This is a genomic window from Microbacterium luteolum, from assembly GCF_039533965.1.
GTDB lineage: Bacteria > Actinomycetota > Actinomycetes > Actinomycetales > Microbacteriaceae > Microbacterium > Microbacterium luteolum.
Genome location: NZ_BAAAUN010000001.1, coordinates 3,630,090 through 3,654,835, shown reverse-complemented (window position 1 = coordinate 3,654,835; position 24,746 = coordinate 3,630,090). Strand labels below are relative to the sequence as shown.

At 69.0% G+C, this 24,746-nt stretch carries 22 protein-coding genes and 1 tRNA gene; 7 read left to right on the top strand and 16 right to left on the bottom strand.

Translation table 11 applies throughout. The features are described 5' to 3' along the window. Positions 1-6 precede the first annotated feature (6 nt). Together ABD648_RS17755 and ABD648_RS17750 are read left to right on the top strand one after the other, a co-directional pair. Positions 7-1,719, top strand: a complete 1,713-nt coding sequence (locus tag ABD648_RS17755) for an MDR family MFS transporter (RefSeq protein WP_282216266.1) — start codon at positions 7-9, stop codon at positions 1,717-1,719. Further along, entirely contained in the window at positions 1,706-2,188 is a 483-nt protein-coding gene (locus ABD648_RS17750; protein ID WP_282216265.1) for a MarR family winged helix-turn-helix transcriptional regulator, read from the top strand. Before ABD648_RS17755 ends, ABD648_RS17750 begins: the two co-directional genes overlap by 14 nt. A gap of 16 nt (positions 2,189-2,204) precedes the next feature. Here ABD648_RS17750 and ABD648_RS17745 read toward each other — a convergent pair whose 3' ends face one another. After that, positions 2,205-3,083 (bottom strand): LysR family transcriptional regulator ArgP, encoded by an 879-nt coding sequence (locus ABD648_RS17745; protein WP_282216264.1) that lies wholly within the window; start codon positions 3,081-3,083, stop codon positions 2,205-2,207. A 70-nt stretch (positions 3,084-3,153) separates the two neighbouring features. Here ABD648_RS17745 and lysE point away from each other — a divergent pair, with 70 nt between their 5' ends. Further along, positions 3,154-3,816 carry an L-lysine exporter gene (gene lysE, locus ABD648_RS17740; protein WP_282216263.1) on the top strand — a complete coding sequence of 221 codons (663 nt, stop codon included), beginning with the start codon at positions 3,154-3,156 and terminating at the stop codon, positions 3,814-3,816. A 10-nt stretch (positions 3,817-3,826) separates the two neighbouring features. Here lysE and ABD648_RS17735 read toward each other — a convergent pair whose 3' ends face one another. The 5 genes from ABD648_RS17735 to rplK form a co-directional block, all read right to left on the bottom strand. Next, positions 3,827-4,639 (bottom strand): amino acid ABC transporter ATP-binding protein, encoded by an 813-nt coding sequence (locus ABD648_RS17735; protein ID WP_282216262.1) that lies wholly within the window; start codon positions 4,637-4,639, stop codon positions 3,827-3,829. Next, complete coding sequence (locus ABD648_RS17730) at positions 4,626-5,297, bottom strand: amino acid ABC transporter permease (protein ID WP_282216261.1); 672 nt, start codon at positions 5,295-5,297, stop codon at positions 4,626-4,628. Before ABD648_RS17730 ends, ABD648_RS17735 begins: the two co-directional genes overlap by 14 nt. 3 nt (positions 5,298-5,300) lie before the next feature. After that, positions 5,301-6,122, bottom strand: coding sequence for an amino acid ABC transporter substrate-binding protein (locus ABD648_RS17725; RefSeq protein ID WP_282216260.1), 822 nt, complete (start codon positions 6,120-6,122; stop codon positions 5,301-5,303). 164 nt (positions 6,123-6,286) lie between these two features. After that, on the bottom strand, positions 6,287-6,973 hold the full coding sequence (rplA, locus tag ABD648_RS17720) for a 50S ribosomal protein L1 (protein WP_116635728.1): 687 nt from the start codon (positions 6,971-6,973) through the stop codon (positions 6,287-6,289). A gap of 11 nt (positions 6,974-6,984) precedes the next feature. Continuing rightward, entirely contained in the window at positions 6,985-7,416 is a 432-nt protein-coding gene (rplK, locus tag ABD648_RS17715; protein WP_053097443.1) for a 50S ribosomal protein L11, read from the bottom strand. Between the two features lie 235 nt (positions 7,417-7,651). On the opposite strand from rplK, the gene ABD648_RS17710 reads away from it, so the two are divergent. Beyond that, a complete protein-coding gene (locus ABD648_RS17710; protein WP_282216259.1) occupies positions 7,652-8,209 on the top strand; it encodes a hypothetical protein in 558 nt (185 codons plus the stop codon). Here ABD648_RS17710 and ABD648_RS17705 read toward each other — a convergent pair. Beyond that, on the bottom strand, positions 8,206-9,180 hold the full coding sequence (locus ABD648_RS17705) for a helix-turn-helix transcriptional regulator (RefSeq protein ID WP_282216258.1): 975 nt from the start codon (positions 9,178-9,180) through the stop codon (positions 8,206-8,208). The two genes, ABD648_RS17710 and ABD648_RS17705, sit on opposite strands and share 4 nt — an antisense overlap. A gap of 88 nt (positions 9,181-9,268) precedes the next feature. On the opposite strand from ABD648_RS17705, the gene ABD648_RS17700 reads away from it, so the two are divergent. Continuing rightward, positions 9,269-9,664: a VOC family protein gene (locus ABD648_RS17700; protein ID WP_282216257.1), complete on the top strand. Its 396-nt coding sequence runs from the start codon at positions 9,269-9,271 to the stop codon at positions 9,662-9,664. Between the two features lie 76 nt (positions 9,665-9,740). Here the strand turns inward: ABD648_RS17700 and nusG are convergent, their stop codons facing one another. The 3 genes from nusG to ABD648_RS17685 all read right to left on the bottom strand — a co-directional run bounded on the left by nusG (position 9,741) and on the right by ABD648_RS17685 (position 11,200). Then, a complete protein-coding gene (gene nusG / locus ABD648_RS17695; RefSeq protein ID WP_282216256.1) occupies positions 9,741-10,772 on the bottom strand; it encodes a transcription termination/antitermination protein NusG in 1,032 nt (343 codons plus the stop codon). Positions 10,773-10,814: 42 nt separating this feature from the next. Beyond that, positions 10,815-11,087: a preprotein translocase subunit SecE gene (secE, locus tag ABD648_RS17690; protein WP_282216255.1), complete on the bottom strand. Its 273-nt coding sequence runs from the start codon at positions 11,085-11,087 to the stop codon at positions 10,815-10,817. Positions 11,088-11,127: 40 nt separating this feature from the next. Then, positions 11,128-11,200 (bottom strand) — tRNA-Trp (locus ABD648_RS17685). 171 nt (positions 11,201-11,371) lie between these two features. Here ABD648_RS17685 and ABD648_RS17680 point away from each other — a divergent pair. Both ABD648_RS17680 and ABD648_RS17675 read left to right on the top strand, forming a co-directional pair. Then, positions 11,372-13,216, top strand: a complete 1,845-nt coding sequence (locus tag ABD648_RS17680; protein ID WP_282216254.1) for an HSP90 family protein — start codon at positions 11,372-11,374, stop codon at positions 13,214-13,216. 23 nt (positions 13,217-13,239) lie between these two features. Then, entirely contained in the window at positions 13,240-16,038 is a 2,799-nt protein-coding gene (locus tag ABD648_RS17675) for a tetratricopeptide repeat protein (protein ID WP_282216253.1), read from the top strand. 24 nt (positions 16,039-16,062) lie between these two features. On the opposite strand, the gene poxB is transcribed toward ABD648_RS17675, so the two are convergent. From poxB to ABD648_RS17645, 6 genes are all read right to left on the bottom strand, one after another. After that, entirely contained in the window at positions 16,063-17,787 is a 1,725-nt protein-coding gene (gene poxB, locus ABD648_RS17670) for a ubiquinone-dependent pyruvate dehydrogenase (protein WP_282216252.1), read from the bottom strand. Between the two features lie 154 nt (positions 17,788-17,941). Next, positions 17,942-19,306, bottom strand: a complete 1,365-nt coding sequence (locus tag ABD648_RS17665; protein WP_282216251.1) for an NAD-dependent succinate-semialdehyde dehydrogenase — start codon at positions 19,304-19,306, stop codon at positions 17,942-17,944. Positions 19,307-19,417: 111 nt separating this feature from the next. Then, positions 19,418-20,884: an NAD-dependent succinate-semialdehyde dehydrogenase gene (locus ABD648_RS17660; protein WP_282216250.1), complete on the bottom strand. Its 1,467-nt coding sequence runs from the start codon at positions 20,882-20,884 to the stop codon at positions 19,418-19,420. 31 nt (positions 20,885-20,915) lie between these two features. After that, positions 20,916-22,460, bottom strand: coding sequence for an APC family permease (locus ABD648_RS17655; protein WP_282216249.1), 1,545 nt, complete (start codon positions 22,458-22,460; stop codon positions 20,916-20,918). Next, positions 22,460-23,344 (bottom strand): universal stress protein, encoded by an 885-nt coding sequence (locus ABD648_RS17650; protein WP_282216248.1) that lies wholly within the window; start codon positions 23,342-23,344, stop codon positions 22,460-22,462. Before ABD648_RS17650 ends, ABD648_RS17655 begins: the two co-directional genes overlap by 1 nt. After that, positions 23,344-24,726 (bottom strand): flavin monoamine oxidase family protein, encoded by a 1,383-nt coding sequence (locus tag ABD648_RS17645; protein WP_282216247.1) that lies wholly within the window; start codon positions 24,724-24,726, stop codon positions 23,344-23,346. Before ABD648_RS17645 ends, ABD648_RS17650 begins: the two co-directional genes overlap by 1 nt. Positions 24,727-24,746: the final 20 nt, after the last annotated feature.

The following is a 24,746-nucleotide window of genomic DNA, read 5'->3' as shown; positions in this document are numbered from 1 at the left end:
CCGGCAATGACCACGGACTCCCCCGTCAAGATGACGCACCGCCAGGTGCTGGAAGCCCTCACCGGCCTCCTGCTCGGCATGTTCGTCTCGATGATCGCCACCACGGTCGTCTCCACCTCGATGCCCGTCATCGTGCACGACCTCGGCGGCGACCAGGCCGCGTACACCTGGGTGATCACGGCCACCCTGCTCACCACGGCGATCTCCACCCCGATCTGGGGCAAGCTCGCCGACCTCTTCAACCGCAAGCTGCTCATCCAGCTCGCCATCGTCATCTTCGTCGGCGCGACGGCCGCCGCCGGATTCGCGCAGGACACGAACACGCTCATCGCGTTCCGTGCCGTCCAGGGCATCGGCGGCGGCGGGCTCGCCGCCCTCAGCCAGGTGATCATGGCCGACATCATCAGCCCGCGCGAGCGCGGCCGCTACATGGGTCTCTTCGGTGCCGTCATGGCGGTCGCCACGGTCGGCGGCCCGCTGCTCGGCGGATGGATCACGGATGCCGCGAACTGGCGCTGGAACTTCTTCGTCGCCCTGCCGTTCGCGATCGCCGCGCTCATCATCCTGCAGAAGACCCTGCACATCAGCACGGCACGGACCCGCAAGGCGTCGATCGACTACACCGGCATCGTGCTGCTCTCGGCGGCGGTATCCCTGATCCTCATCTGGATCACCAACGCGGGTTCGAGCTTCGACTGGTGGGGCACCGAGACCGTGCTGATGGTCGGCGGCGCGATCGTCGCCGCTGTCGCCTTCGTCATCGTCGAGCTCAAGGTGCGCGAGCCGCTGATCCCGCTCTCGCTGTTCAAGGGCCGCACCTTCACGCTGTCGGTGCTCGCGTCGATCTCGATCGGCGTCGCGATGTTCGGCACCTCGGTCTACCTCGCGCAGTACATGCAGCTCTCCCGCGGCGCGACGCCGACGGAGGCCGGCCTGATGACGCTGCCGATGATGGCGGGGCTCCTGATCGCATCGATGGTCGTCGGCCAGCTGGTCACCCGCTTCGGCAAGTGGAAGGGCTACCTGATCCTCGGCTCGGTGCTGCTGATCGTCGGCTCGGTGACGCTGTCGACCCTGCACTACGACACGAACTTCTTCCTCGTCTCGCTCTACATGTTCGCCATGGGTGCGGGCGTCGGCATGACGATGCAGAACCTCGTGCTCATCGTGCAGAACGTCGCGAAGCCCAGCGAGATGGGTGTGGCGAGCTCGGGAGTGACCTTCTTCCGCAGCCTCGGCGGCACGGTCGGCGTCTCGGTCATGGGCGCCGTGCTCGCGAACAGCCTCACCGGGCTCTTCAGCGACGGCAAGGAGCGCATCGGCGAGGCGATCGCCAAGCTCGGCGACAAGGGCGCAGAGGTCGCAGCGCAGCTCTCCAGCGGAACACTCCCGGAGGTCCGCCTCCTCCCCGAGCCCGTCCGCTCGATCATCGAGGACTTCTACGCGCAGGCCATCTCGCACGCGTTCCTGATCGGCATCCCGCTCGCGGTGATCAGTCTCATCGCGATCCTGTTCCTGCCGAACCGTCCTCTCACGACCATGACGACGAGCGAGAGGGCGCACGCGGATGCCGCGAAGACCGGCTCGCCGGTGGACGACGCGGCTGACGTCGCGATCGCCGACGCGACCGCCCTCTCCGGCGCACCCACGGGCAGCGTCACGGTGGTCACCCGGTCGAACGACGGCCGCGGCGATGCGGCATCCGATGACCGCCGCTGAGCACACCGCCGAGTCCCCCGAGGAGCGGGCCGACGCGGTCCGCTCCCTCGAGGCGGAGTTCAGCGGGCTGATCACGAACTTCCGCCGGATCATCATGGAGAACGCGAACCGGGTCAGCCCCGGCATGCTCCCGGGCGCCTACAAGACGCTCACCACGATCGCCCACTGCGAGACGGTGACCGCGTCGGCGCTCGCGGAGCGGATGCTGATGGACAAGGGGCAGGTGAGCCGGACCCTCCGGGAACTGGAGGAGCTCGGTCTCGTCGAGCGCTCTCCGGACCCGCGCGACGGCAGATCCTCGCTGCTGCGACTCACCGGACTCGGCACCGAGCGCCTCGCGGCGGCACGTCTTCCCCAGGAGGGGGTCCTGCTGCAGACGCTGCAGGACTGGAGCATCGACGACATCGGGAACCTGTCCCGGATGTTGCACGCCCTGGCGTCCGGCGTCAGCCCTGGCGCCACGACCTGATCCGGCAGCACGCCGATCAGGCCTGCAGGACCCGTCGCGCCTCGTCGGCCACCTCGGCCGCGATCGTGTCGAGGAGGTCGGAGCGCAGGTTCCACTGCTGCCAGTACAGCTTGACCCGCAGCGGCGGCCCGCCCAGGGGAACCAGTCCCGGCACCTCCTGCAGCCGAGGGAGCATGCCCCACCCCAGACCGAGCTGCACGGCCAGCGCGTAGTCGTGCGATGCCGGCACATAGTGCCGTGGAACCCCCTGATGCGGCACGCCCTGCGCACGCAGCCATTCGTGCTGCAGGGTGTCACGTCGATCGAAGTCGACGAACGGGGCAGCCGCCAGGGCCGCGCGGTCGGCGCCGTCGGCGAACCAGCGCTCCGCGAAGGCGGGTGCGGCCACGGCCCGGTACTCGATCATGCCCAGCGGTGCGACCGAGCATCCGGCCACGGGGCTCTCCTCGCTCGTGACCGCCGCCATGACGGTGCCGGACTCGAGCAGCCGTGCCGTGAAGTTCTGATCGTCGCGGTGCAGATCGAAGTCGATGCCGTGTCGAGCAGAGAGCCGTGCGAGGGGCGCCAGGAACCAGGTCGCCATCGAGTCGGCGTTCACCGCGAGCGGGATGCTGGTGCGCCGGGATCCGTCGCCGTCGTCGACGCCCACGCCGGCGAGCGCATCGTGCTCGAGCAGGGCGATCTGCCGCGCCAGGCGCACGACGGCCTCCCCCGCCTCGGTGAGGGTCGCCGGCTTCGTCCGGACGACGAGGATGCGACCGAGCTGCTGTTCGAGGGCCTTGAGTCGCTGGCTGACGGCCGACGGGGTGATCCGCAGGCGTCGCGATGCCGCGTCGAGCGTGCCTTCGTCCGCCACCGCGGCGACGGTGGCGGCCAGTTCCGGATCGATCCTCACATTAGTGATGCTAATGGTTCGATAGGAATCTTCGCTGGTGCTGTCGCCCATGGTTTCCTACTCTGAGAGCATGCTCTCCGTTCTCGCCGGTCTCGGCCTCGGCCTCTCCCTCATCGTCGCCATCGGCGCGCAGAACGTCTTCGTGCTGCGGCAGGGCATCCGACGCGAGCACGTGCTGGCCGTGGTCGTGATCTGCGCCGTCTCCGACGCCGTGCTCATCATCGCCGGCGTCGCCGGCCTCGGCTTCGTCATCTCCGCCGCGCCGTGGCTCGTGGTGGTCGCGCGGTGGGCCGGGGCCGTGTTCCTGCTCGTCTACGGGCTGCTGGCTGCGCGCCGCGCCTGGCGCGGCACCGGCGAGGCACTGCAGGTGGACAGCCCTGAGGCGCCCGCCCCGACGGGATCCGGCGGCACACGCACCGCGACGCCGACGCGCGCCCGGCTCGCACCCGTGATCCTCACCGTCCTCGCGCTCACCTGGTTGAACCCGCACGTCTACCTCGACACCGTTCTCATGCTCGGGTCGATCGCGGCGACCCACGGCGAGGAACGGTGGCTGTTCGCTGCCGGCGCCGTCACAGCCAGCCTCCTGTGGTTCACCGCCCTGGGATTCGGCGCGCGCTATCTCGGGCGCTGGCTGCGCACCCCGCTGTCGTGGCGCATCCTCGACGCGGTGATCGCGGTGGTGATGATCACCATCGCGGTCAGCCTGGTCCTCCCGGTCCTCGGCGGCTGAACCGGCTGGTTCAGGCACCGTCCAGCGGCCGCATGATGCGAGTCAGGAAGCGCTGCGTGCGCTCGTGCTGCGGTGCCGTGAACAACTGCGTCGGCGCGCCCTGCTCCACGACGACCCCGCCGTCCATGAACAGCACGTGGTCCGCGGCCTCGCGGGCGAAGCTCAGCTCGTGCGTGACCACAGCCATGGTCCATCCCTCGTCGGCGAGCTCCTTGATCACGACGAGCACGTCGCCGACGAGTTCGGGGTCGAGCGCGCTGGTCGGCTCGTCGAACAGCAGCAGGTCCGGCTTGAGCGCGAGCGCGCGGACGATGCCGACCCGCTGCTGCTGCCCGCCGGAGAGCTGATGCGGACGAGCATCCGCCTTGTCGCTCAGGCCGACCCGGTCGAGCAGCACCCGCGCCTCGGCGACCACCTCGTCCTTCGGTCTTCCCTGCACGCGCCAGGGTCCCTCGATGACGTTCTGGAGCACGGTGAAGTGCGGGAACAGGTTGTGGTGCTGGAACACCATCGCCGAACGATCGCGCAGGGCGAGCCGCTGCTGCTTCGCGATGCGGGCAGGAACCCCCGACGCCGCGAAGTCGACGTCCGGTCCGCCGGCGACCTCGATCGTGCCGGCATCCGGCGTTTCGAGTCCGTTGAGCGCGCGCAGCACGGTGGTCTTGCCGGAGCCGCTCGGCCCGATCAGCACCAGGACCTCGCCGCGGTGCAGCGTCAGATCGATGCCGCGCAGCACCTCGTTGTCGCCGAAGCTCTTGCGGAGGCCGCGCGCGGTGAGCAGCGGCGGCGCCGTGGGCGTGAGAGCGGGGTCAGTGTGCGACACGGCTGTCGAGCCTCCTCTCCAGGGCGCTCTGGCCGGCGGACAGCACCAGGCAGAACACCCAGTAGACCAGAGCCGCCGTCAGATACAGGATCATGAACTCGTAGGTCGTGGACGCGATCTGCTGCGCCACCTTGAACAGCTCCGTCACCAGGATCAGCGATGTCAGCGACGTGTCCTTCACGAGCGAGATGAAGGTGTTGGACAGCGGCGGAACCGACACCCGAGCCGCCTGCGGCAGGATGACGCGTGTGAGCGTGTGTGTGCGGTTCATGCCGACGGTGTAGGCCGCCTCCCACTGCCCCTGGGGCACCGAGAGGATGGCCGCGCGCACCACCTCCGCTCCGTAGCCGCCCACGTTGAGCGAGAGCGCGATGATCGCACTCGGCCACGGGTCGATCGTGATGCCGATCGAGGGCATGCCGTAGAAGATCACGAAAAGCTGCACGAGCAGCGGGGTGCCGCGGATGACCGAGATGTAGAAACGCGCGATCCCCGAGAGGAGCGGGTTGACCGAGATCCGCATCAGGGCGATGCCGACCGCGATCACCAGTCCCAGGGCGAACGACGCCAGGGCGAGCGGAACCGTCGCCGTCAGCCCCGCCAGAGCGATGGGGCCGAGCGAGTCGAGGAACAGCTGCCAGGGCGACGTCGGTTCCATGGGTTACTGCGTGACGTCTTCGCCGAAGTACTTCTCGCTGATCTCCGCGAGGGTGCCGTCCGCCCTGAGCTCTTCGAGCGCGGCGTCCACGGCCTCGACCAGGCTCTTCTTGTCCTTCGTGAACACGAAGGCCTGCTCGCCGGCCTCGTCGGTCTCGGCGGCGATCTTCAGCCCGGACGGGCTGTTGGTCGTCTCGTAGTCGAGGAACGTGAGCTTGTCGTTGATGGTCGCGTCCACGCGTCCCTGACGCAGCAGCTCGACGGCCTGGGCCCAGCCCTCGACGCCCTCGACGGTGGCGCCGGACTCGGTGGCGAGGTCGTTCCAGTTGCTCGTGAGCGACTGCGCCGTGGTCTTGCCCTTGAGATCGGCGAACGACGAGATCGAGTCGTCGTCCTCGGCGACCACGATCACGCCGGGCGAGACGGTGTAGGCCTCGCTGAAGAGGTACTTCGCCGTGCGCTCGTCGTTGATCGTGACCTGATTCGCGATCACGTCGAAGCGGCCGGCGTCGAGCCCCGCGAAGATCGCATCCCACTGGGTCTCCTCGAAGGTGACGTCGAGGTCGAGCTTGTCGGCCACGGCCTCGATGATCTCGACGTCGTACCCGGTGAGCGCTCCGGCGCCGTTGTCGTCGTGGAAGCTGAAGGGGCGATACGTGCCCTCGGTCGCGACCGTCAGCGTGCCGTCCTTCACGAGACCGAAGTCGGATGCGGTGCCGCTGTCGTCGCTCGCGCTCGATTCCTCCGGTGCGCTCGCGCCGCTGCACGCGGTGAGCGCGGCGGCGGTGAGAACGAGTGTCGTGACGGCGATGAGGCGACGAGACATGGACCCTCCTGGGGTGCGATGTGCGCAGGGCTGTGGCGCGTTGATGGAACCCATCCACAGTACGCGCCCCCGCCGCCACGGGATGCATCCGATGACGTCAGGTTTCGGGCGGCGGACGCAGAAACGCCCCCGGGCGGACCCGGGGGCGTTTCGGTGAGTCAGACTCAGATGGCGTTGACGTCCAGCGGGATGCCGGGGCCGAACGTGGTCGACACCGCACCCTTCTGGATGTAACGGCCCTTCGAGCTCGACGGCTTGAGGCGCACGATCTCCTCGAGCGCTGCGTCGATGTTCTCGTTCAGCTGCTCGGCGGTGAAGGAGGCCTTGCCGACGACGAAGTGCACGTTGGCGTGCTTGTCGACGCGGAACTCGATCTTTCCGCCCTTGATCTCCTCGACGGCCTTGGCCGTGTTCGGGGTCACGGTGCCGGTCTTCGGGTTCGGCATCAGGCCACGCGGACCCAGGACCTTTCCGAGACGACCGACCTGGCCCATGAGCTCCGGGGTCGAGACCGCGGCGTCGAAGTTGGTCCAGCCGTCGGCGACCTTCTGGATCAGCTCGGCGCCACCGACCTCGTCGGCGCCCGCGGCGATCGCGGCCTCAGCGGCCGGACCCGTCGCGAACACGATGACGCGGGCGGTCTTGCCGGTGCCGTGGGGAAGGATGACGGTGCCGCGCACCATCTGGTCGGCCTTGCGGGGGTCGACGGCGAGCTTCAGCGCGACCTCGACGGTCGAGTCGAACTTCGCGGAGCCGGTCTCCTTCGCGAGGGCGACTGCCTCGGACGGGGTGTAGAAACGGTCTGCCTCGATCTTCTCGGCGGCAGCGTTGTAAGCCTTGGACTTAGCCATGATTATTCTCCTCAGCCCTCGACCGTGATGCCCATGGAACGGGCGGTGCCGGCGATGATCTTCGAGGCGGCCTCGATGTCGTTGGCGTTCAGGTCAGCCTGCTTGGTCTCGGCGATCTGACGGACCTGGTCCTTGGTGATCTTCGCGACCTTGACCGTGTGGGGCGTCGACGAACCCTTGGGCACGCCGGCGGCCTTCTTGATGAGCTCCGCAGCAGGCGGGGTCTTCAGGATGAACGTGAAGCTGCGGTCCTCGTAGACGGTGATCTCGACGGGGATGACGTTGCCGCGCTGCGACTCGGTCGCGGCGTTGTACGCCTTGCAGAACTCCATGATGTTGACGCCATGCTGACCGAGCGCGGGGCCGATCGGCGGCGCCGGGTTGGCTGCACCGGCGTTGATCTGAAGCTTGATCAGGCCGGTCACCTTCTTCTTCGGTGCCATTCTCTTTCCTTTCATCGAACCGGATGCCGGAGCATCCGTTTCTCCCACGGGCCCGGCATCTCCGGGTCGTGGTCGTCTGCGCGCGCAGAAGCGTCGCACAAACCACACAAGTCTACCCGATCAGCGGAACGACCGATCACCGAGGCTCCGGGCACGGTATATCGGGTCCCTCGACGGCTCGCGGAGGGGTGATGTTTGACTTGGGTCGAATCCACGAGAGTGAGGAATCCCCGCCATGGGTCTGTTCAACCGCCGCAAGAAGAAGCCTGCCGACGAGCCGCTGCCCAACGCGCGACAGGAATGGAAGGACGAGATCCCCTGGGGCACGGTGTACGGCGGCCGTGAGCTCGATCTCCCCGCGCCGCTCGAGATCGCATCGGCCCCCGCCTTGGCCCAGTGGTTCGTCGACGTCTTCGCCGGTGAGACCGATGTGACGCTCGACTACTCGGTGAGGAGCCTGGAGGATGTCGACAGCATCCTGGCCGAGTTCGAGGAGCGCGGCAGCGAGCGCACCGCCGAGGTCACCGCGTGCGCCGGGTTCTACGCAGGCGAGGTGTTCGTGCGGAACCACGGGTTCCGCTGGCACGCACCGGAGGAGAACCCGCTCATGCAGGAGTTCGACGCTCCGCGGGCTCTCGGATTCGCGATCTCCGCACCCGGGGACGATGCCCAGTCGAACATCGTGAACAAGGCATTCAAGCGAGTGGAGAACGGCAACGAGGACAGCCTCGCGTTCTTCGGCCGATTCCTTCTGGCCGATCTGCGGAGCACGCCTGAGCCGGACGCCTCCTAGCCCCGGTACAGGGCCGCGATCCGCTCCCCGAGGTCACGGAGAGCGGATCGCACCTCGGTCGGCTCCACGACCTCGGCGACACCGGTCCATCCGGCGAGCTGCTCGGCGAGCGCGTCGGCACGGTGGGCACTGACCTCCATCCGCACGCGGCCGGCGCCGTCGGGCTGTCCGTCGATCATCCGCGCCTGCACCCCGAACCGATCGCTGATCGCCTTCACCGCCCACGGCTCGACGTGCACGACCGCGCGCACGGCGCCGCGGAATCCCTCGACCCGTTCCACCATCTCGGCCCAGGCGAGCGCCCCGTCGAACTCGGCAGGGGCCGTCCCCCGCGACCCCAGCAGACGCAGCTCGAGGATGCGATCCGCCCGATAGGTCCGCAACCGTCGGGTGTCCGCATCATCCGTCCCTTCGACGACCGGCGCGGCGATGAGATACCAGCGCGGCCCCCTGCTGCCCACCATCAGCGGAACGACCTCCGCCTCGCTCCGACCGGACGAGCCGACGTACTGCAGCGCGACCTGCACGGATGCGGCGATCGCCCGCTGCAGCTCCGCCACGACCAGGGGAGGGGTGTCGTCTTCCGTGACGCCCCAGGGCGCCTCGCGCACCGTCGAGACCGCGACGCGCTGTGCACCCTCCCGGAACGGCTCCGGAACCGCGCGGACGAGCTTCCGCATCGCGGCAACCCGCTCCGGCGTCGCCGCTCCGCTCTGCGTGAGCGCCACCAGCAGCGAGTTCACCTCGCCCTGAGTGAGTCCGGTGAGATCGGTGCGCGCGCCGCCGATCAGTCGCCAGCCGCCCCCTCTCCCCCGTGTCGGGTAGATCGGGACGCCGGACATCGCGAGCGCCTCCAGGTCTCGCCGTGCCGTCGGCACGGAGACCTCGAGCTCTGCAGCGAGCTCGGATGCCGTCACCTGGGGGCGCCCCTGGAGGAACAGGAGCGCCTGGATGAGGCGGTCGGCGCGCATCTCCGAACTCATTTCTTAAGTGATCATTCGGTGATCACTTCACCCGGAAGCATAGAAGAGAACAGCCCCACCGATGAAGGAGAAGAACATGTTCCGTGGACTCGCCAATCTCAACCTCGTCGCCGATGACATGACCGCTGCCGTCGCCTGGTACGCCGAGGTCTTCGGCACTCCTCCGTACTTCGTCCGCCCCGAGCAGGGCCCCGTGCAGTACGCCGAGTGGCGCTTCGGCGACGACGACGACGAGTTCGCCCTCATGGACGCCCGGTTCCGTCCGGCGCTCGCCCAGCCGGGCGGCGCACTGATGAGCATCCACGTCGACGACGTCCGCTCGACATTCGATCGGCTCATCGCGCTCGGCGCGACGGCGTTCGACCCGGTGACCCAGCGCGGCGAAGGCTGGTGGTCGGCATCCGTCAGCGACCCGTTCGGCAATCTGCTCGGCCTCATCCAGAGCCCGCACTGGGCCGCCCAGCACGCCTGACCGCCGGCAGACGCGAGAACGGCCGCCCCCGAAAGGGACGGCCGTTCTCGTGCGTCTGGTTCGCGACCCCGTGGGGTCAGACCATCTTGGTGACCTGGTCGAACGACAGCTCGACCGGGGTCTCGCGCTCGAAGAGCGAGACGAGGACCGTGAGCTTGCCGCTCTCGGGCTTGATCTCGCTGATCGAACCGGGAAGACCCGCGAACGAGCCCTCCTTGATCGTGATGGTCTCGCCGACCTCGAAGTCGACCTCGGCCGGCAGCGGACGAGCGACGGCGACGCCGCCCTTCGACGCGATGTTCTTGGCAGTGGGGACGTCCTTGACCTCGACGAGGGACTTCAGCATGTTGAAGGCCTCTTCGAAGCGCAGCGGCGTCGGGTTGTGGGCGTTGCCCACGAAGCCGGTGACGCCCGGCGTGTGACGGACGACCGACCAGGTGTCCTCGGTGAGCTCCATGCGCACCAGCACGTAGCCGGGGATGCGCACGCGCGTGACCATCTTGCGCTGGCCGTTCTTGATCTCGACGACGTCCTCCATCGGGACCTCGATCTGGTAGATCTCGTCCTCGACCTCGAGCGTCGACTTGCGCTGCTCGATGTTGGCCTTCACCTTGCGCTCGAAGCCGGCGTAGGAGTGGATGACGTACCACTTGCCGGGGAGCATGCGCAGGTCCAGGCGGAAGGCCTCGTACGGGTCCTCCTCGGCGTCGTCGTCTTCGTCGTCCTCGGACGGACGGTCGTCTTCGCCGTTCACGTCGGGGCCGTCGTAGGGGGTGACCTCGTCGGCCGCCGCAGCTTCCTGCTCTGCGGTCTCCTCTGCGACGGAATCGTTGAGGACCTCGGCCGCAGCCTCGGTCTCAGCCGTCTCGTCCAAGTTCAGAGCGTCGTTCACGATCGCGTCCGCCTCCGGGTCGTCGATGTCGATGTCGATGTCTTCCGTGCTGCCCTCGTCTTCGTCCTCGTCTTCGACGTGGACGGCGACATGCTCGGCCGAGGTGACCGAGAGCTCCTCCGCGGCGAGGACGTTGCCCTCCTGGGCCTCGTCCTCCTCGCTGGACTGCTCTGCGGCGGTCGCCCAGTCGGCGTCGTCGGAATATCGTTCAGACACGTTGCTTCTTCTCCATAGCTGCGGCGTGAGCCGCGGGCGTCATCAGTCGGGGATTCCGAATACCCAGTGCGTCACGTACGCGAACAGAGTGTCCAAGCCGTAGACGATGCCCATGACGATCAGAACGAAGACGAGCACCACACCGGTGAACTTGAACAGCTCCTTGCGAGTCGGCGTGACGACCTTGCGCAGTTCGGAGATGACCTGACGGATGAACAGGGCGATGCCCCCGAAGAACCGGGAGAAGGGGTTGCCCTTCTTCTCACGGGTGGCGCCGGCCGCGACCAGCTCGCCGCGCGGTTCTTCCTGATCCATCCTGAATGTACCTTTCGTGTGTCAGCGTTGCGCTGACGCGCAGGGCGGACAGGAATCGAACCTGCAACCTGCGGTTTTGGAGACCGCTGCTCTGCCAATTGAGCTACCGCCCTAGAGGCCCGGAAGCCTCGGGGTGTTCTCCCCACTCTGCCACCGAACTGTGATCGGGAGATCCCAGGCACGGCGAAAGAATGCAGACAACAACTGCTCACCCAGCATACGGCATCCTCCGAGGGAAGCCGAACCGAGGAGGGCCCGGTGTTGTTGTTAGGCTCGGCGAGCGGATGCAGTGGGAGGGAGCGCCGGTGAGCGCTGATGTGCAGCAGTTCCAGGTGGACCTGCGCGGAGTCGTCGACCTGCTCAGCAGGCACATCTACTCCAGTCCTCGGGTGTATCTGCGCGAGCTCCTGCAGAACGCGCGCGATGCGATCACGGCCCGTCGCGAGGTCGACGGCGGTGGGGGCCGCATCCGGATCACCCCGCTGACCGCCGAGAACGGTGAGTTCGTCCTGCGCGACGACGGCGTCGGCCTGACGGCGTCCGAGGTCGCCGATCTCCTCGCCACCGTGGGACGGAGCTCGAAGCGCGACATCTTCGACCTGCCCCGCAGCGACTACCTCGGCCAGTTCGGTATCGGACTGCTCAGCTGCTTCATGGTCGCCGACACCATCGTCATCCGCTCCCGGAGTGCGAAGGGAGGCGCCTCGGTCGAGTGGACCGGCAGCGCCGACGGCACCTTCCAGGTCTCAGAGATCGATGAGGAGCTCCCCATCGGCACCAGCGTGCACCTCGTGCCGCGCTTCGACGCCGACGAGTTGCTGCGCCCCGCGGCCGTGCACGAGCTCGCGACGACGTTCGGCGAGTTCCTCCCCGTGCGGGTGACCGTCGACGCGCCCGGCGGCGACGTCGACATCACCAGGGATCCGCCCTTCCTCGACCCGGCCGACGACCTCGAGGCGGCCGTCGTCTACGGACGGGACATGCTCGGCGCAGCTCCCCTCGACGTCATCGAGCTCGCCGAGTCCGCGACCGGAACCCGCGGCCTCGCCTACGTGCTCCCTTACGCGCCCCCGCCGGGCGCTCGCCAGGCGACCCGGATGTACCTCGGACGGATGCTGCTCTCCGAGCGCGTCGACGACGTGCTGCCGGACTGGGCGTTCTTCGTGCGCGCGGTCGTCGACTCCACCGGACTCGCCCCCACCGCGAGCCGGGAGTCGCTGGTCGAGGACGCGGCGCTGGAGCGGGTCCGCGAGCAGCTCGGCGCCGGCATCCGCCGCTGGGTGCTGGAACTCGGCCTGCGCGAACCCCATCGTCTCGCCCAGTTCGTCGCGGTGCACGAGGTGGGCCTCAAGTCGCTCGTACGCCACGACGAGGAACTCGCCCGCTTCATCACGCGCTGGCTGACCGTCGAGACCACGCACGGGACGATGCGGATCGGCGATCTCGTCGAGCGGTATCCGCACATCCGCTATGCCCAGAGCGTGGACGAGTTCCGCCAGGTCGCCGGCATCTCCCCCGCCGACGAGGTGCTCGTGAACGGCGGCTACCTGTACGACGCCGATCTGATCCGGATGCTGCCGGAGCTGCATCCGCACGTCTCGGTCGAACAGGTCGACGTCACGGGAGAGCTCGACCGGCTCGATCCGCCACCCCTCGACGACCGCGATGCCGCTGTGGCCCTCGAAGCGCGCGCCGGCGCCGTGCTCGCGGCGTCCGACTGCTCGGTCGTCGTCCGCTCGATCGACCGCCCCGACCTCGCCGGCCTCTACGTCGCCGACCCCGAGGTGCTGCGCGCGATCGATCGCGGACGCACCAAGGGCGTCACCGGGGCGCTGTGGGGCGGCGTGCTCGACCGCATCGACCGGACGCTCTCGACGGCGCGCGAAGACGACCTCCGCGCCCGGCTGTGCCTGAACTGGTCGAACCGCGTGGTGCGGGCGCTCGTGCGGGTGCAGGACGACGCCGTGTTCGCCCGGACCGTGCAGCTCCTGTACATCCAGGCCCTGCTCGCGGGTCATCATCCGCTCGGCGATGCCGACCGCGCGCTGATGACCAGCGCGCTCTCCGATCTCGTCTCGCTCTCGGCCGGCCTGGAAGGGGACTCGATCCCCTTCGGCGACGCCCACTGACATCTCCACCGAAAGGCACGTGCATGGCTCGTCCGAAGAAGCGCTTCCAGCAGCTCATCGAGGAGATCGACCGCACCCCGTGGGGCCCGGCGGAACAGGCGCTCGTCGCCGAGGCCGTCGCCCTGGCCGTCGAGCTCGGCGATGAGCGGCTCGAGTACGAGGCGCGCATGCGGCAGACGGCATCCGCCAACATGGGCGGCGCCACCGACGTCATGCTCAACTCGTTCGCGTGGTGCCTCGCCCACCACGATGCCGACCCGCAGCGCTTCCCCGCCGACATCGACAACGGCAGCGCCGACCTGATGTGGCAGTTCAAGTGGATGGCCTCGTCGCTGCGCTCCTCCCCCGCCTTCTCGCAGGAACAGATCGCCGCCGTGCTCGACGACATGGAGTCGCACTACCGCGCCGCCGGCCTCGGACTGAGCGGCGTGCTCACGGCGCGCTTCGAGGATGCCTGGGATGCCGGGCGCTTCGACGACGCCGAGACCCTGCGGGTGCAGCTCGAGGCCACCCCTCGCGACGAGCACAGCCACTGCGACGCTTGCGGCCGCAGCCAGTTCGCCGGCTTCTTCGCCGAGACGGACCGCGATGCCGACGCCATCCGCCTCGTCGAGGAGATGATCGAGGGCGGCTTCTCCTGCGGCGAGGAGCCGGAGCACGCGCTGTCGCGGGTGCTGCTGCCCTATCTGCGCGCGGGACGCCTCGACGACGCGAAGACCGCGCACCTGCGCAGCTACCGGCTGGCCAAGGACAACCCCGACAATCTGCGCATCGTCGCAGGCAACATCGTCTTCGCCGCGGTGACCGGCAACGAGGCCCGCGCACTCGCGATGGTCGAACGGCACATCGGATGGCTGGCGCACGACGGGCTGAACGTCGACGCCCATTTCGCCGCACTCGCGGCCTTCGCGGTCGCGCTCGACCGGGTGACCGCCGCGGGGCATGGCGAGACTCCGGTGCGCGGCGCCGATGCCGCCTCCCTCGTCCCCCTGTTCGGCCCGCACGACGGCGCGTGGGGCGCTGCCGACCTCGCCGCATCCGCCTGGGCCGCCGCCGAGCGGATCGGCGCGGATTTCGACCAGCGCGACGGCACCGACGGTCACTCGCGCGCCCTGGCACGGATGCGGGCGCTCGAGGCCGAGCAGTACGACGTGCCGATCCGCTCCGATGCCTTCACCGCTCCGGCGCCGTCGGTCGCGCCGGTCGACGCCGACGGCTGGTACGAGCGCGCGATGCAGCTCGCGCAGTTCGGCGCGGAGCACGAGATGCTCGAAGCCCTGCCGCGTGCACTCGAGGTCGAGGACCCCGCGAAGCTCGCACAGCTGCAGTCCATGCGTCTCGGGATCCTGATCGCCCTCGATCGCGCCGACGAGGCCGCGGAGCTACTGCCCGAGCGCATCGCTGCTCTGCGCGCCGCCGGTCGGGATGAGCAGGCCGATCTGGAAGAGCGCCTGGGCCTCGCGACCTTCGGGCTGAACACTCCGGAGGCGACCGCCGGGCTCGAGGAGGAGATCGCGGCGGCCGCCGCACTCCCGGCGTGGTCGCGAGGCGATCTGGCGATCAGCCGTGCGTCTCTGCACCTGCAGGCCGATGAAGCGGATGCCGCGCTCGACCTCGCCGAAGTGGCGGCACGGGCCTTCGCCGAGGCGGAGGACACGCGGTTGTCCAACACGACCACCCTGGTCGCGATCTCAGCCCTGCTGAGCAAGGGCGACATCGAGGCGGCATCTTCGCTGCTCGATCGGTTCCTGGCGCAGGACGACGTGAGTGCCGGCCATCGGGCGCAGGCGCACCAGACCAGGGCGCGGGTTCGCGGAGCCGGCAGCGCCTATATCGAGGGGGCCACCGACGCGGACGAATCCTGCCGGCTGCTCGCCGAGCTCGGAGCGACCCGCGCGCTGGCCGAGGCGCACCTGCTCGCGGGCGCGCTCTGGGAAGACGCCGACGAGCCGGAGAAGGCCGTGGCGCGCTATCGACTCGCGGCGCGCATCGGAGGTGAGGCCGGAGGAGACGCGACCGCGACGAACTTCCGGATGGCGCGCGCCATGCTGCGCGCCGGTGATGCCGTCGAGGCGGCCGAGCTGTTCGGCGAGGTGCTCCAGCAGGAGGAGCAGGCCGAGGTGTCCCCGGGTTCACGAGCCATGACAGCGTCGATGCTCGCGCGTTCGCTGAGCGCCGCGGGCGAATTCGGCCAGGCGGTGGGCGCGCACGGCTACGCGTCCGAGCTGTTCGGCGAGGCCGAGGAGCACGCCGACCAGGCCATGGCGATGACGGAGCAGGCCAAGATCCTCGCCCGCTTCGACGAGAACGACGACGCGATCGCCCTCCTCGAGTCGGCGGCGGAGATCGTGCGACAGGCGGAGGATGCCGCCGGGGCCCGCGCCGAAGTGCTGCACAGCCTCGGCCAGGCCTACGGCGGACGCGGCGACCAGCGCGCCTTCGGACTGTTCGACGAGGTCGCGGCCCTGGCGCAGGAGCATGATGCCGGCTGGCTGCTGGCCGATGTGACCGACTCCCGCGGACGGGCTCTCGCCGAGCTCGGCCGGGTGGACGAGGCCGTCGCGGCGGCGCTCACGGCGGCAGACGGCTTCGCGGGACTCGGAGACAGCGGGGCCGCCGGAGGCTCGGAGCTCTTCGCCGCGCGCGTGCTCGCGGGGAACCAGCGCGCGGATGACGCGGTGCCCGTCTACCGCAGCGCGCTCGAGCACGGCGGAGAGATCCCTCAGCTGCGTCAGGTCGCGGCGCTCGAGCTCGGCGACGTGCTCGAGGCGCTCGGCCGGCACAGCGAGGCCGCCGAGGTGCGCGCGCTCACCGAGAGCTGAGCGCCGCGGAGCTCTCCCACCGGCTCAGAAGAGCTGGCGCCAGTTGGCCTTCGCGAGGTCGAGCAGCTCGTCGCCGCGCCCCGACATGACCGTGCGGATCGCGTAAAGGGCGAAGCCCTTGACCTGCGCGGCCTCGATCGCCGGCGGCATCGACAGCTCCTGCCGTTCGGTGACGACGTCGAGCAGTGCGGGCCCGTCGTGGTCGAGGACCTCGCGCACGGCATCCGGCAGATCCTCGCTGCGCTCGACGCGGCGCGCGAAGATGCCCATCGCCTCGGCGATCGCGGCGAAGCTGGGATTCTCGAGGCCTGTTCCGTAGGTGACGAAGCCCGCGGCCTTCATCTCCAGCTCGACGAAGTTCAGCGAGGAGTTGTTCACGACGATCGTCTTCACCGGCAGCTTGTTCTGCGTGAGCGTGAGGAGCTCGCCGAGCATCATCGAGAGTCCTCCGTCTCCGGCGAGCGCGACGACCTGACGGTCCGGATGCGCGACCTGCGCGCCGATCCCGTGCAACAGGGCGTTCGCCATGGACCCGTGGGTGAACGAGCCGATGAGACGGCGGTCCTCGGTCATCGAGAGGTAGCGGGCAGCCCACACGGTCGGCGATCCGACGTCGGCCGTGAAGATCGCGTCATCGGCCGCGTACTCGTTCACGAGTCTGGCGAGGTACTGCGGGTGGATGGGACGCTTGCCCTTCGCCGGCACCGCCAGCTCGTCGAGCTTCTTCCGCGTCTTGCGGTAGTGGGCGGTGGCGTCGTCGAGGTGACCGCGGTCGTCGCGCGTCGCCAGCCGGGGCAGCAGCGCCTCGGCCGTGCCGCGCACGTCGCCGACGAGACCGAGATCGAGCGGATGCCGCTTGCCGAGCTGTGCACCGCGGATGTCGACCTGGATGGTGGTGGCGTGATCCGGATAGAACTGCTCGTAGGGGAAGTCGCTCCCCAGCACCAGGAGGGCGTCGGCCGCCTCCATGGCGCGGTAGCCCGAGGCGAAGCCGAGCAGCCCGGTCATCCCGACGTCGAACGGATTGTCGTACTCGATGAACTCCTTGCCGCGGAGAGCGTGCACGATCGGGGCCGCCAGCTTGTCGGCGAGGGCGATGACCTCGTCGTGCGCCCCCTCGACACCCGCGCCGGCGAGGATCGTGACCTTCTTCGCGGCATTCAGCAGGGTCGCGGCCTTCTCGAGCTCGGCGCCGCTGGGGATGATCACCGGGCGGGCGCGCTCGATCACCACGGCGCGGTCGTCCGCGATCTCGGCGAGGGCGACGTCACCGGGGATGACGAGCACCGCGACGCCGCGCTGCTCGATGGCAGCGCGCATCGCGATCTCGAGCAGGCGGGGCATCTGCTGGGGGTCGGCGACGTACTCGACGTAGACGCTGCACTCGCGGAACAGCTCCTGCGGATGCGTCTCCTGGAAGTAGCCGGTGCCGATCTCGGTCGTGGGGATCTGCGCCGCGATCGCGAGCACCGGCACGCGGGAGCGGTTCGCGTCGAACAGCCCGTTGATGAGGTGAAGGTTGCCGGGACCGCAGGATCCGGCGACGACGGCGAGCTCGCCCGTCGTGGCGGCATCCGCTGCGGCAGCGAAGGCCGCAGCCTCCTCGTGCCGCACGTGCACCCAGCGGATCGTGCCGTCCTTGCGGAGCGCGTCCGTGAAGCCGTTGAGCGAGTCGCCCGGGATGCCGTAGACCCGATCGATCCCGTTGGCGTGCAGAGTCTTGACGATGTTCTCAGCGACGTTGGCCATGCTTCGACCCTACGCCCGCGCAGCAGCCCCGGGTCGGGCGTTGAGAGAGCGCACACGACGAAGGAGATCTCGCGTCCTGAAGGAGCGGATGCGGCATCCGCTCCTTCATTCCGCGAGATCTCCTTCAGTACGTGCGCGCGGCACGGACCGCCGCTCAGCCGATGCGGATGAGCTTCTTGTTCACGAACTCGTCGGCGGCGAGATGACCCAGCTCACGTGCGGTACCGCTGCGCTTGATGCCGCCGAAGGGCAGCTCGGGGCTGTCGGCCAGCACGAGGTTGACGTAGACCATGCCGGCCTCGATCCTGTCGGCCACGCGCTCCGCCTGGTCGGCATCCGTCGTGAAGACGTAGGAGCCGAGACCGAAGGTCGTGTCGTTCGCCAGCGCGACCGCCGCATCCTCGTCTGCCACCCGGTACACGACAGCAGCGGGACCGAAGAGCTCCTCGCGGTAGACGTTCATCGCCGGCGTGACGTCGGCGAGCACGGTCGGCGCGAAGAAGGCTCCGTCGCGCGTGCCGCCCGTGAGCAGCGTGGCTCCCTGCTCGACGGCCTGGTCGATCTGCTTCTGCAGGTTCTCCGCCGCCGTCTCCGACGAAACCGGCCCGAGGACCGTGTCGTCGAGCATCGGATCGGTCGCCTCGACCGCACCCATCGCGGCGGTGAACTTCTCCACGAACGCATCGTAGAGGCCGTCGACGATGATGAAGCGCTTGGCGCCGTTGCACGCCTGGCCGTTGTTGTCGAGGCGCGCGTCGACGCCGGCCTGGACGGTCGCGTCGAGGTCGTCGGTCGACAGCACGATGAACGGATCGGACCCGCCGAGCTCCAGCGCGACCTTCTTGAGGTTGCGACCGGCGACCTCGGCGACAGCGGCACCCGCCCGCTCGGAGCCGGTGAGCGACACACCCTGCACGCGCGGGTCGGCGATCATCGTGGCGATCTGCTCGTTCGTGGCGAGCACGCTCTGGTACGCACCCTTCGGGAATCCGGCGTCGTGATAGATCGCCTCGAGCGCTGTCGACGACTCGGGGCACTGCGGGGCGGGCTTCAGCAGGATCGTGTTGCCGACGATGAGGTTCGGCGCCGCGAACCGCACGATCTGGTACGCCGGGAAGTTCCACGGCATGATCCCGATGAGCGGCCCCAGCGACGAACGGCGGATGATCGCCGAGCCGTCTCCGAGGATCGCGATCGGCTGGTCGGCCATGATGGCCTCGGCCTGGTCGGCGTAGTACTCCGCGATGTCGGCGGCGAAGTCCACCTCGCCGAGGGCCGCCTCGCGCGGCTTGCCCATCTCGCGCACGAACACGTCGGCGAGCTCTTCCCGACGCTCGCGGTGCAGCTCGGCGGCGCGGCGGAGGAGCGCCGCGCGCTCCGCGACGGTCGACGAACGCGACCAGTCGCGGTGCGCCTCGTCGGCGGCCGCGACGGCCTCGTCGATCTGCGCGTCCGTGAACGTGTCGAAGGACGCCAGCGTCTCTCCGGTGGCGGGGTTGATGACGGCGTAGTCGGTCATGTCGTGTCCTCTCGATTTGTGCCGGTCGTTGAGCGAGGAGCTATCGTCTCGCGGAGACCCGCACTGAGCGAGCGAAGCGAGTCGAAGTGTCGCTCAACGACCGAGGGGTTTTCAGGAGACGGGAATCAGCGTGTACTTCGTGGACAGGTACTCGTGGATGCCCTCGAAGCCGCCCTCGCGTCCGACGCCGGACTGCTTGACGCCGCCGAAGGGCGCTGCCGCGTTCGACACGACGCCCACGTTGAGGCCCATCATGCCGGTCTCCAGCTTGTCGATCATGCGCTGGCCGCGCTGCAGGTTCTCGGTGAAGACGTACGAGACGAGTCCGTACTCGGTGTCGTTCGCGAGGCGCACGGCCTCGTCCTCGGAGTCGAAGGTCGCGATCGCGAGGACCGGTCCGAAGATCTCCTCGCGGAGGATCGCCGATCCTGCCACGACATCGGTCAGCACGGTGGGCTCGTAGAACGTGCCGGTGCCCTCGACGGCCTTGCCGCCCGCGAGGAGCTTCGCGCCGCGTCCGACGGCGTCGTCGACGAGCTCGCCCGCCTTCGCGACGGCATCCGCATCGATGAGCGGTCCGATCGCGACGCCCTCCTCGGTGCCGCGGCCGATCTTCATGGCGTTGACGCGCTCGGTCACCTTGCGGGCGAACTCCCCCGCGACGTCCTTGTGCACGATGAAGCGGTTCGCCGCCGTGCATGCCTGCCCGATGTTGCGGAACTTCGCGGCCAGCGCGCCCTCCACGGCCTTGTCCAGGTCGGCGTCCTCGAAGACGACGAACGGCGCGTTGCCGCCGAGTTCCATCGAGACCCGCAGCACGCCCTCGGCCGCCTGGGCGATGAGCTTGCGGCCGACCTCGGTCGATCCCGTGAACGAGAGCTTACGCAGACGCGGGTCGGCGATGATGGGTGCCGACAGTGCGCTCGACTTCGAGGTCTGCACGACGTTGACGACGCCGGCGGGGAGCCCCGCCTCCTCCAGCAGCTTCGTGAAGAACATCGTCGTCAGGGGCGTCAGAGCCGGGGGCTTGATCACGACCGTGCATCCGGCGGCCAGCGCCGGCGCGATCTTGCGCGTCGCCATCGCGAACGGGAAGTTCCACGGCGTCACGAAGAACGACGGTCCGACCGGACGCTGCGACACGACCATGTGGCCGGTGCCCTCGGGGTTGATCCCGTAGCGGCCGCTGATCCGCACGGCCTCCTCGCTGAACCAGCGCAGGAACTCGCCGCCGTAGCCGACCTCGCCGCGCGCCTCCGCGAGCGGCTTGCCCATCTCGAGCGTCATCAGCAGCGCGAGGTCCTCCTTGTGCACCTGCACCAGGTCGAACGCCCGACGGAGGATCTCGCTGCGCACGCGCGGAGCGGTCGCCGCCCACGAGTCCTGCGCGGCGACTGCCGCGTCGAGCGCGCGCTTGCCGTCGGCGGGCGTCGCGTCGGCGATGGTCCGGATGACGGCGCCGGTCGCGGGGTCCTGCACGTCGAAGGTGCCGCCGGTCTCGGCATCCGTCCACTCGCCGCCGATGAAGAGGCCGGTGGGGATGCTGTCGAGCAGCGCCTGCTCGGTCTGAGTGCTCATGGATTCTCTTTCTGTGGGGAGGAGTGCGGGGTCAGCGGCGGCGAAGGCTCGGCGGGGCGTCGATGCCGAGGGTCTCGCCGCGGAAGAACGCGGGCCGCTTGACCCGCTGCCAGATCATCACCGCGATACCCACCACGATGATGAGCATCCCGAGGATGAAGACGATGCCGACGCCGCCGATCTGCGATCCGGAGCCGTACGCCGGATCCATCGAGTCGATCAGGGTCGTGAAGAACAGCACCGCGAGGATGACGCCGCCGACGAGCGGGAACAGGAACGTGAAGAAGAAGTTCCGCGTCGAGTCGAACCACTGCTTGCGGAAGTACCAGACGCACGCGAACGCGGTGATGCCGTAGTAGAAGCAGATCATCATGCCGAGGGTGAGGATCGTGTCCCACAGCGTGTCCTCGCTGACCACGCGCATGACGGCGTAGAACGCGGAGGCCACGATGGCCGAGACGATGGTCGCATACCCCGGGGTGAAGAAGCGCGGGCTGACCTTGGCGAACGACTTCGGCAGAGCGCCGTAGTGGCCCATCGCCAGCAGCGTGCGCGCCGGCCCCACGAAGGTCGACTGCAGCGACGACGCGGAGCTGGTGAGCACGGCGAGCGACACGAGGAACGCGAGCGGGCCGAGGATCGGACCGGACAGGTGGAAGAACACGTTCTCCTGGATGTCCTCGTTGCCGAGCCCGAGGTCGCCGGTGCCGACGCCCGCGAACATGATCATCGCGACGGCGAGGAGCAGGTACAGCGACACGATCGTGAGCACGGTCAGGGTGGCTGCGCGTCCCGGGGTCTTCTCCGGGTCCTTGGTCTCCTCGTTCATCGTGAGGGTGACGTCCCAGCCCCAGAAGATGAAGATCGAGAGCGAGAGCCCGGCGGCGACGGCGCTGAACGACGAGATCGCGAACGGGTTGAACCAGTTGAGGTCGAACGGCTGATAGTCGAACCCGTTGCCGTTGACCGCCTGCACGATCGCGGCGCCGGCGAAGAACACGAGCACCAGGATCTGGAAGCTCACGAGCCAGTACTGCAGCTTCTGCGTCGTCTGCATGTCGCGGTAGGAGACCCACGTCGCGCCGAGCATGAACAGCAGACACACCCCGATGTTGATCCAGGTGTTGCTGGCGAGCGCCGAGATGTCGGGATTGTTCGTGATCTGCGACAGCAGCAGGAACAGGAAGTCGACCGCGACGCCGGCGAGATTGGACAGCACCAGGATCGTCGCGACGATGAGGCCCCAGCCGGCCATCCAGCCGATCCACGGGCCGAAGGCCCTGGTCGCCCAGGTGAAGGAGGTGCCGGAGTCGGGCATCCGGTTGTTGAGCTCGCGATAGCCGAAGGCGACCAGGAGCATCGGGATGAAGCCGACGAGGATGATGGCGGGGATCTGCGCGCCGACGACGGATGCCGTGGGCCCGACAGCGGCCGTGAACGTGTAGGCCGGCGCGATGCAGGAGATCCCGATCACGACCGCGCCGATGAGGCCGATGGTCCCGGCGCTCAGGCCCTTCGTGGAGATGCCGGTCGTGACACCGGATTCGGGCTCCGTCGCCCGATTCGTGCTGCTCATCAGCGGACTCCTGCTTCGGCGCGGGTGCGCGGGACGACGATCATCGGAACGGGCAGCTCGTGCAGCATCTTCGCTGCCGTGGAGCCCAGGAACAGCCGGCGCGGCTGGGCGAGCCGGCTGGAGCCGACGAGGAGGACCTCGCCGGGGAGCCAGGAGAGGTGCGCGACGGCATCCTCCACGCTGTCTCCCGGTGCCTTCTCGACCACGGCGGTGCGGCCGTCGGGCAGCAGCTCCGAGGCGACCGCGAGAACCTCCTGCGAATGCTCGTCGCCGACCACGCGGAGCGCGCCCGTGTCGAGGCCCGGCGGGACGTCGAACGGCACGAGGGACACGAGACGGAGGTCGACGCCGGTGTCGCCGGCGAGGGCCACCGCCTCATCGAGCAGCGCATCGGCGCCCGGACGGGTGCCGACGGCGACCGTGACGCGCGGGATGACGTGATCGTCCTGCTGAGCCGAGCCCACCGGCGCGAGCGCGACGGGGATGGTCGACGAGTGCAGGAGCTCGGAGGCGACGCTGCCGAGTCGGTGCCGACCCAGGATGCCGCCTCCGGCTGCACCGACCACGATCACGCGTGCATCGAACTCCTCACCGGCGGCGATGAGCCCCTCGGCGAAGGATTCGGCGAAGCGCACATGTCCGTTGCGGGTGAGCTCCTGCGGCAGCCGGACGATCGCGTCCGCGAGCCACTTCTTCGCCTGGCCGCGGATGTGCTCCTCGTAGGCGCGCTCCGGCGGGACCGCCGCGCTGCGCGTGCCCTCGTTCGGGAGCACGATCACGAGGTGCAGCGTCGCGCCGAGGCTGCGGGCGAGGCGGGCGCCGAGTGCTGCGGCATCCGCTCCGGTGTCCGTCGCGGTGTAGCCGACGACGACCGAGCCGGTCATCAGACGGCGTCCTCGGCGGAGCCGGCGTCGCGGATCGCGTCCACGATGTTCGAAGCGGCGAGCTGGCCCATGCGGATCGCCCCGTCGACGTGCTGGTATCCGGCGCCGGCCAGGTCGCTGCAGGCGAAGTGGATCGGTCCGACCGGGGTGCGCAGGTCCGCGCCGTAGCGGTGCAGGCCGCCCATGTCGAAGCTCGCGGCGTAGGCGCCGCGGGTCCATTCCTCGCTGCCCCAGTCGCTCTCGTAGTAGACGACCGGGTTCTTGGCCTCGTCGCCGTAGTAGTGCGAGAGGGATTCGAGGATGCGCTCCTTGCGCTCCTCGGCGGAGAGCTCGAAGACGCCGTCGGCGTTCGCGTCCGAGACGAAGCCGACGAGAGTGCCGCGCTCGTCGCCGTGGTTGGTGTTGTCGTACGCCTCGTGCACGAGCTCGTAGGGGCTGAACGCGGTCGCGCTCAAGCCGTCCTTCCGCCAGAACGGCGTCTCGTAGACGGCATGCACCTTGATCACGAAGCCCATCGACAGATGCTGATGCATCTGGTGCTGGCGGCGCGGGAGCGGCGGGACGAACGAGATGCGGCTGTAGAGCACCGGCGCGTGGGCGAGGATCGCGTAGCGGGCGCTGACCGTGAGGTCGTCGGTCGTCGCCTTCACACCGTTCGGACCCCATTCGAGGCTCCGCACGGGCTGGTTCAGCAGCACGTCGTCGCCCAGACGCTCGGCGAGACGCTGCGGCACCTGCTGCAGACCGCCGACGACGCGCTTGTCGAGGATGAAGTCCGCGTCGACGAGGTTCGAGTACGAGCCGGCGGATGCAGCCATCAGCAGCGACTGCAGCAGCGAGAACGAGTGCGTGGGCTTGGTGAGCATCGCGGTGCCGGTGGCGAAGGCCAGGTTGCGTACGGCCTCGTCGTCGTCGGTCTGCGCGCGCAGCCAGGCGTCCCACGTGACGGTGTCCCATTCCTCGGCCTTGGCGTGCGCCCAGGGGCGATCCGGGTCGATCTCGGCGACCATGGCGTCGAGACGCTCGGTGATCTCGGCGATCACGGCTTCCGTCTCGGGCGCCACGGGGAACATCTCGCCGGTGAAGCGGTGCGACTGGCCGTCGGGGCCCACGTAGACGCTGTCGCCCTCGCGATAGCGGCTGTACGTCTCGAGTCCCAGCTCCTCGATGGCATCCTTCAGCGCGTCCTGATCCGGAGAGACCCACTGGCCGCCGATCTCGAGCATCGCGCCCTCGATCACGTCGGTCCACAGCCGACCGCCGACGCGGTCCCGCGCTTCCAGCACGGCGACCGAGAGGCCGGCCTTGCGCAGGTCGTTCGCCGCCGTGAGCCCTGCGGCTCCGGCGCCGATGATCAGTACATCGCGGGTGATCTCAGCCATGTGCAACTCCTTCGTCGGGG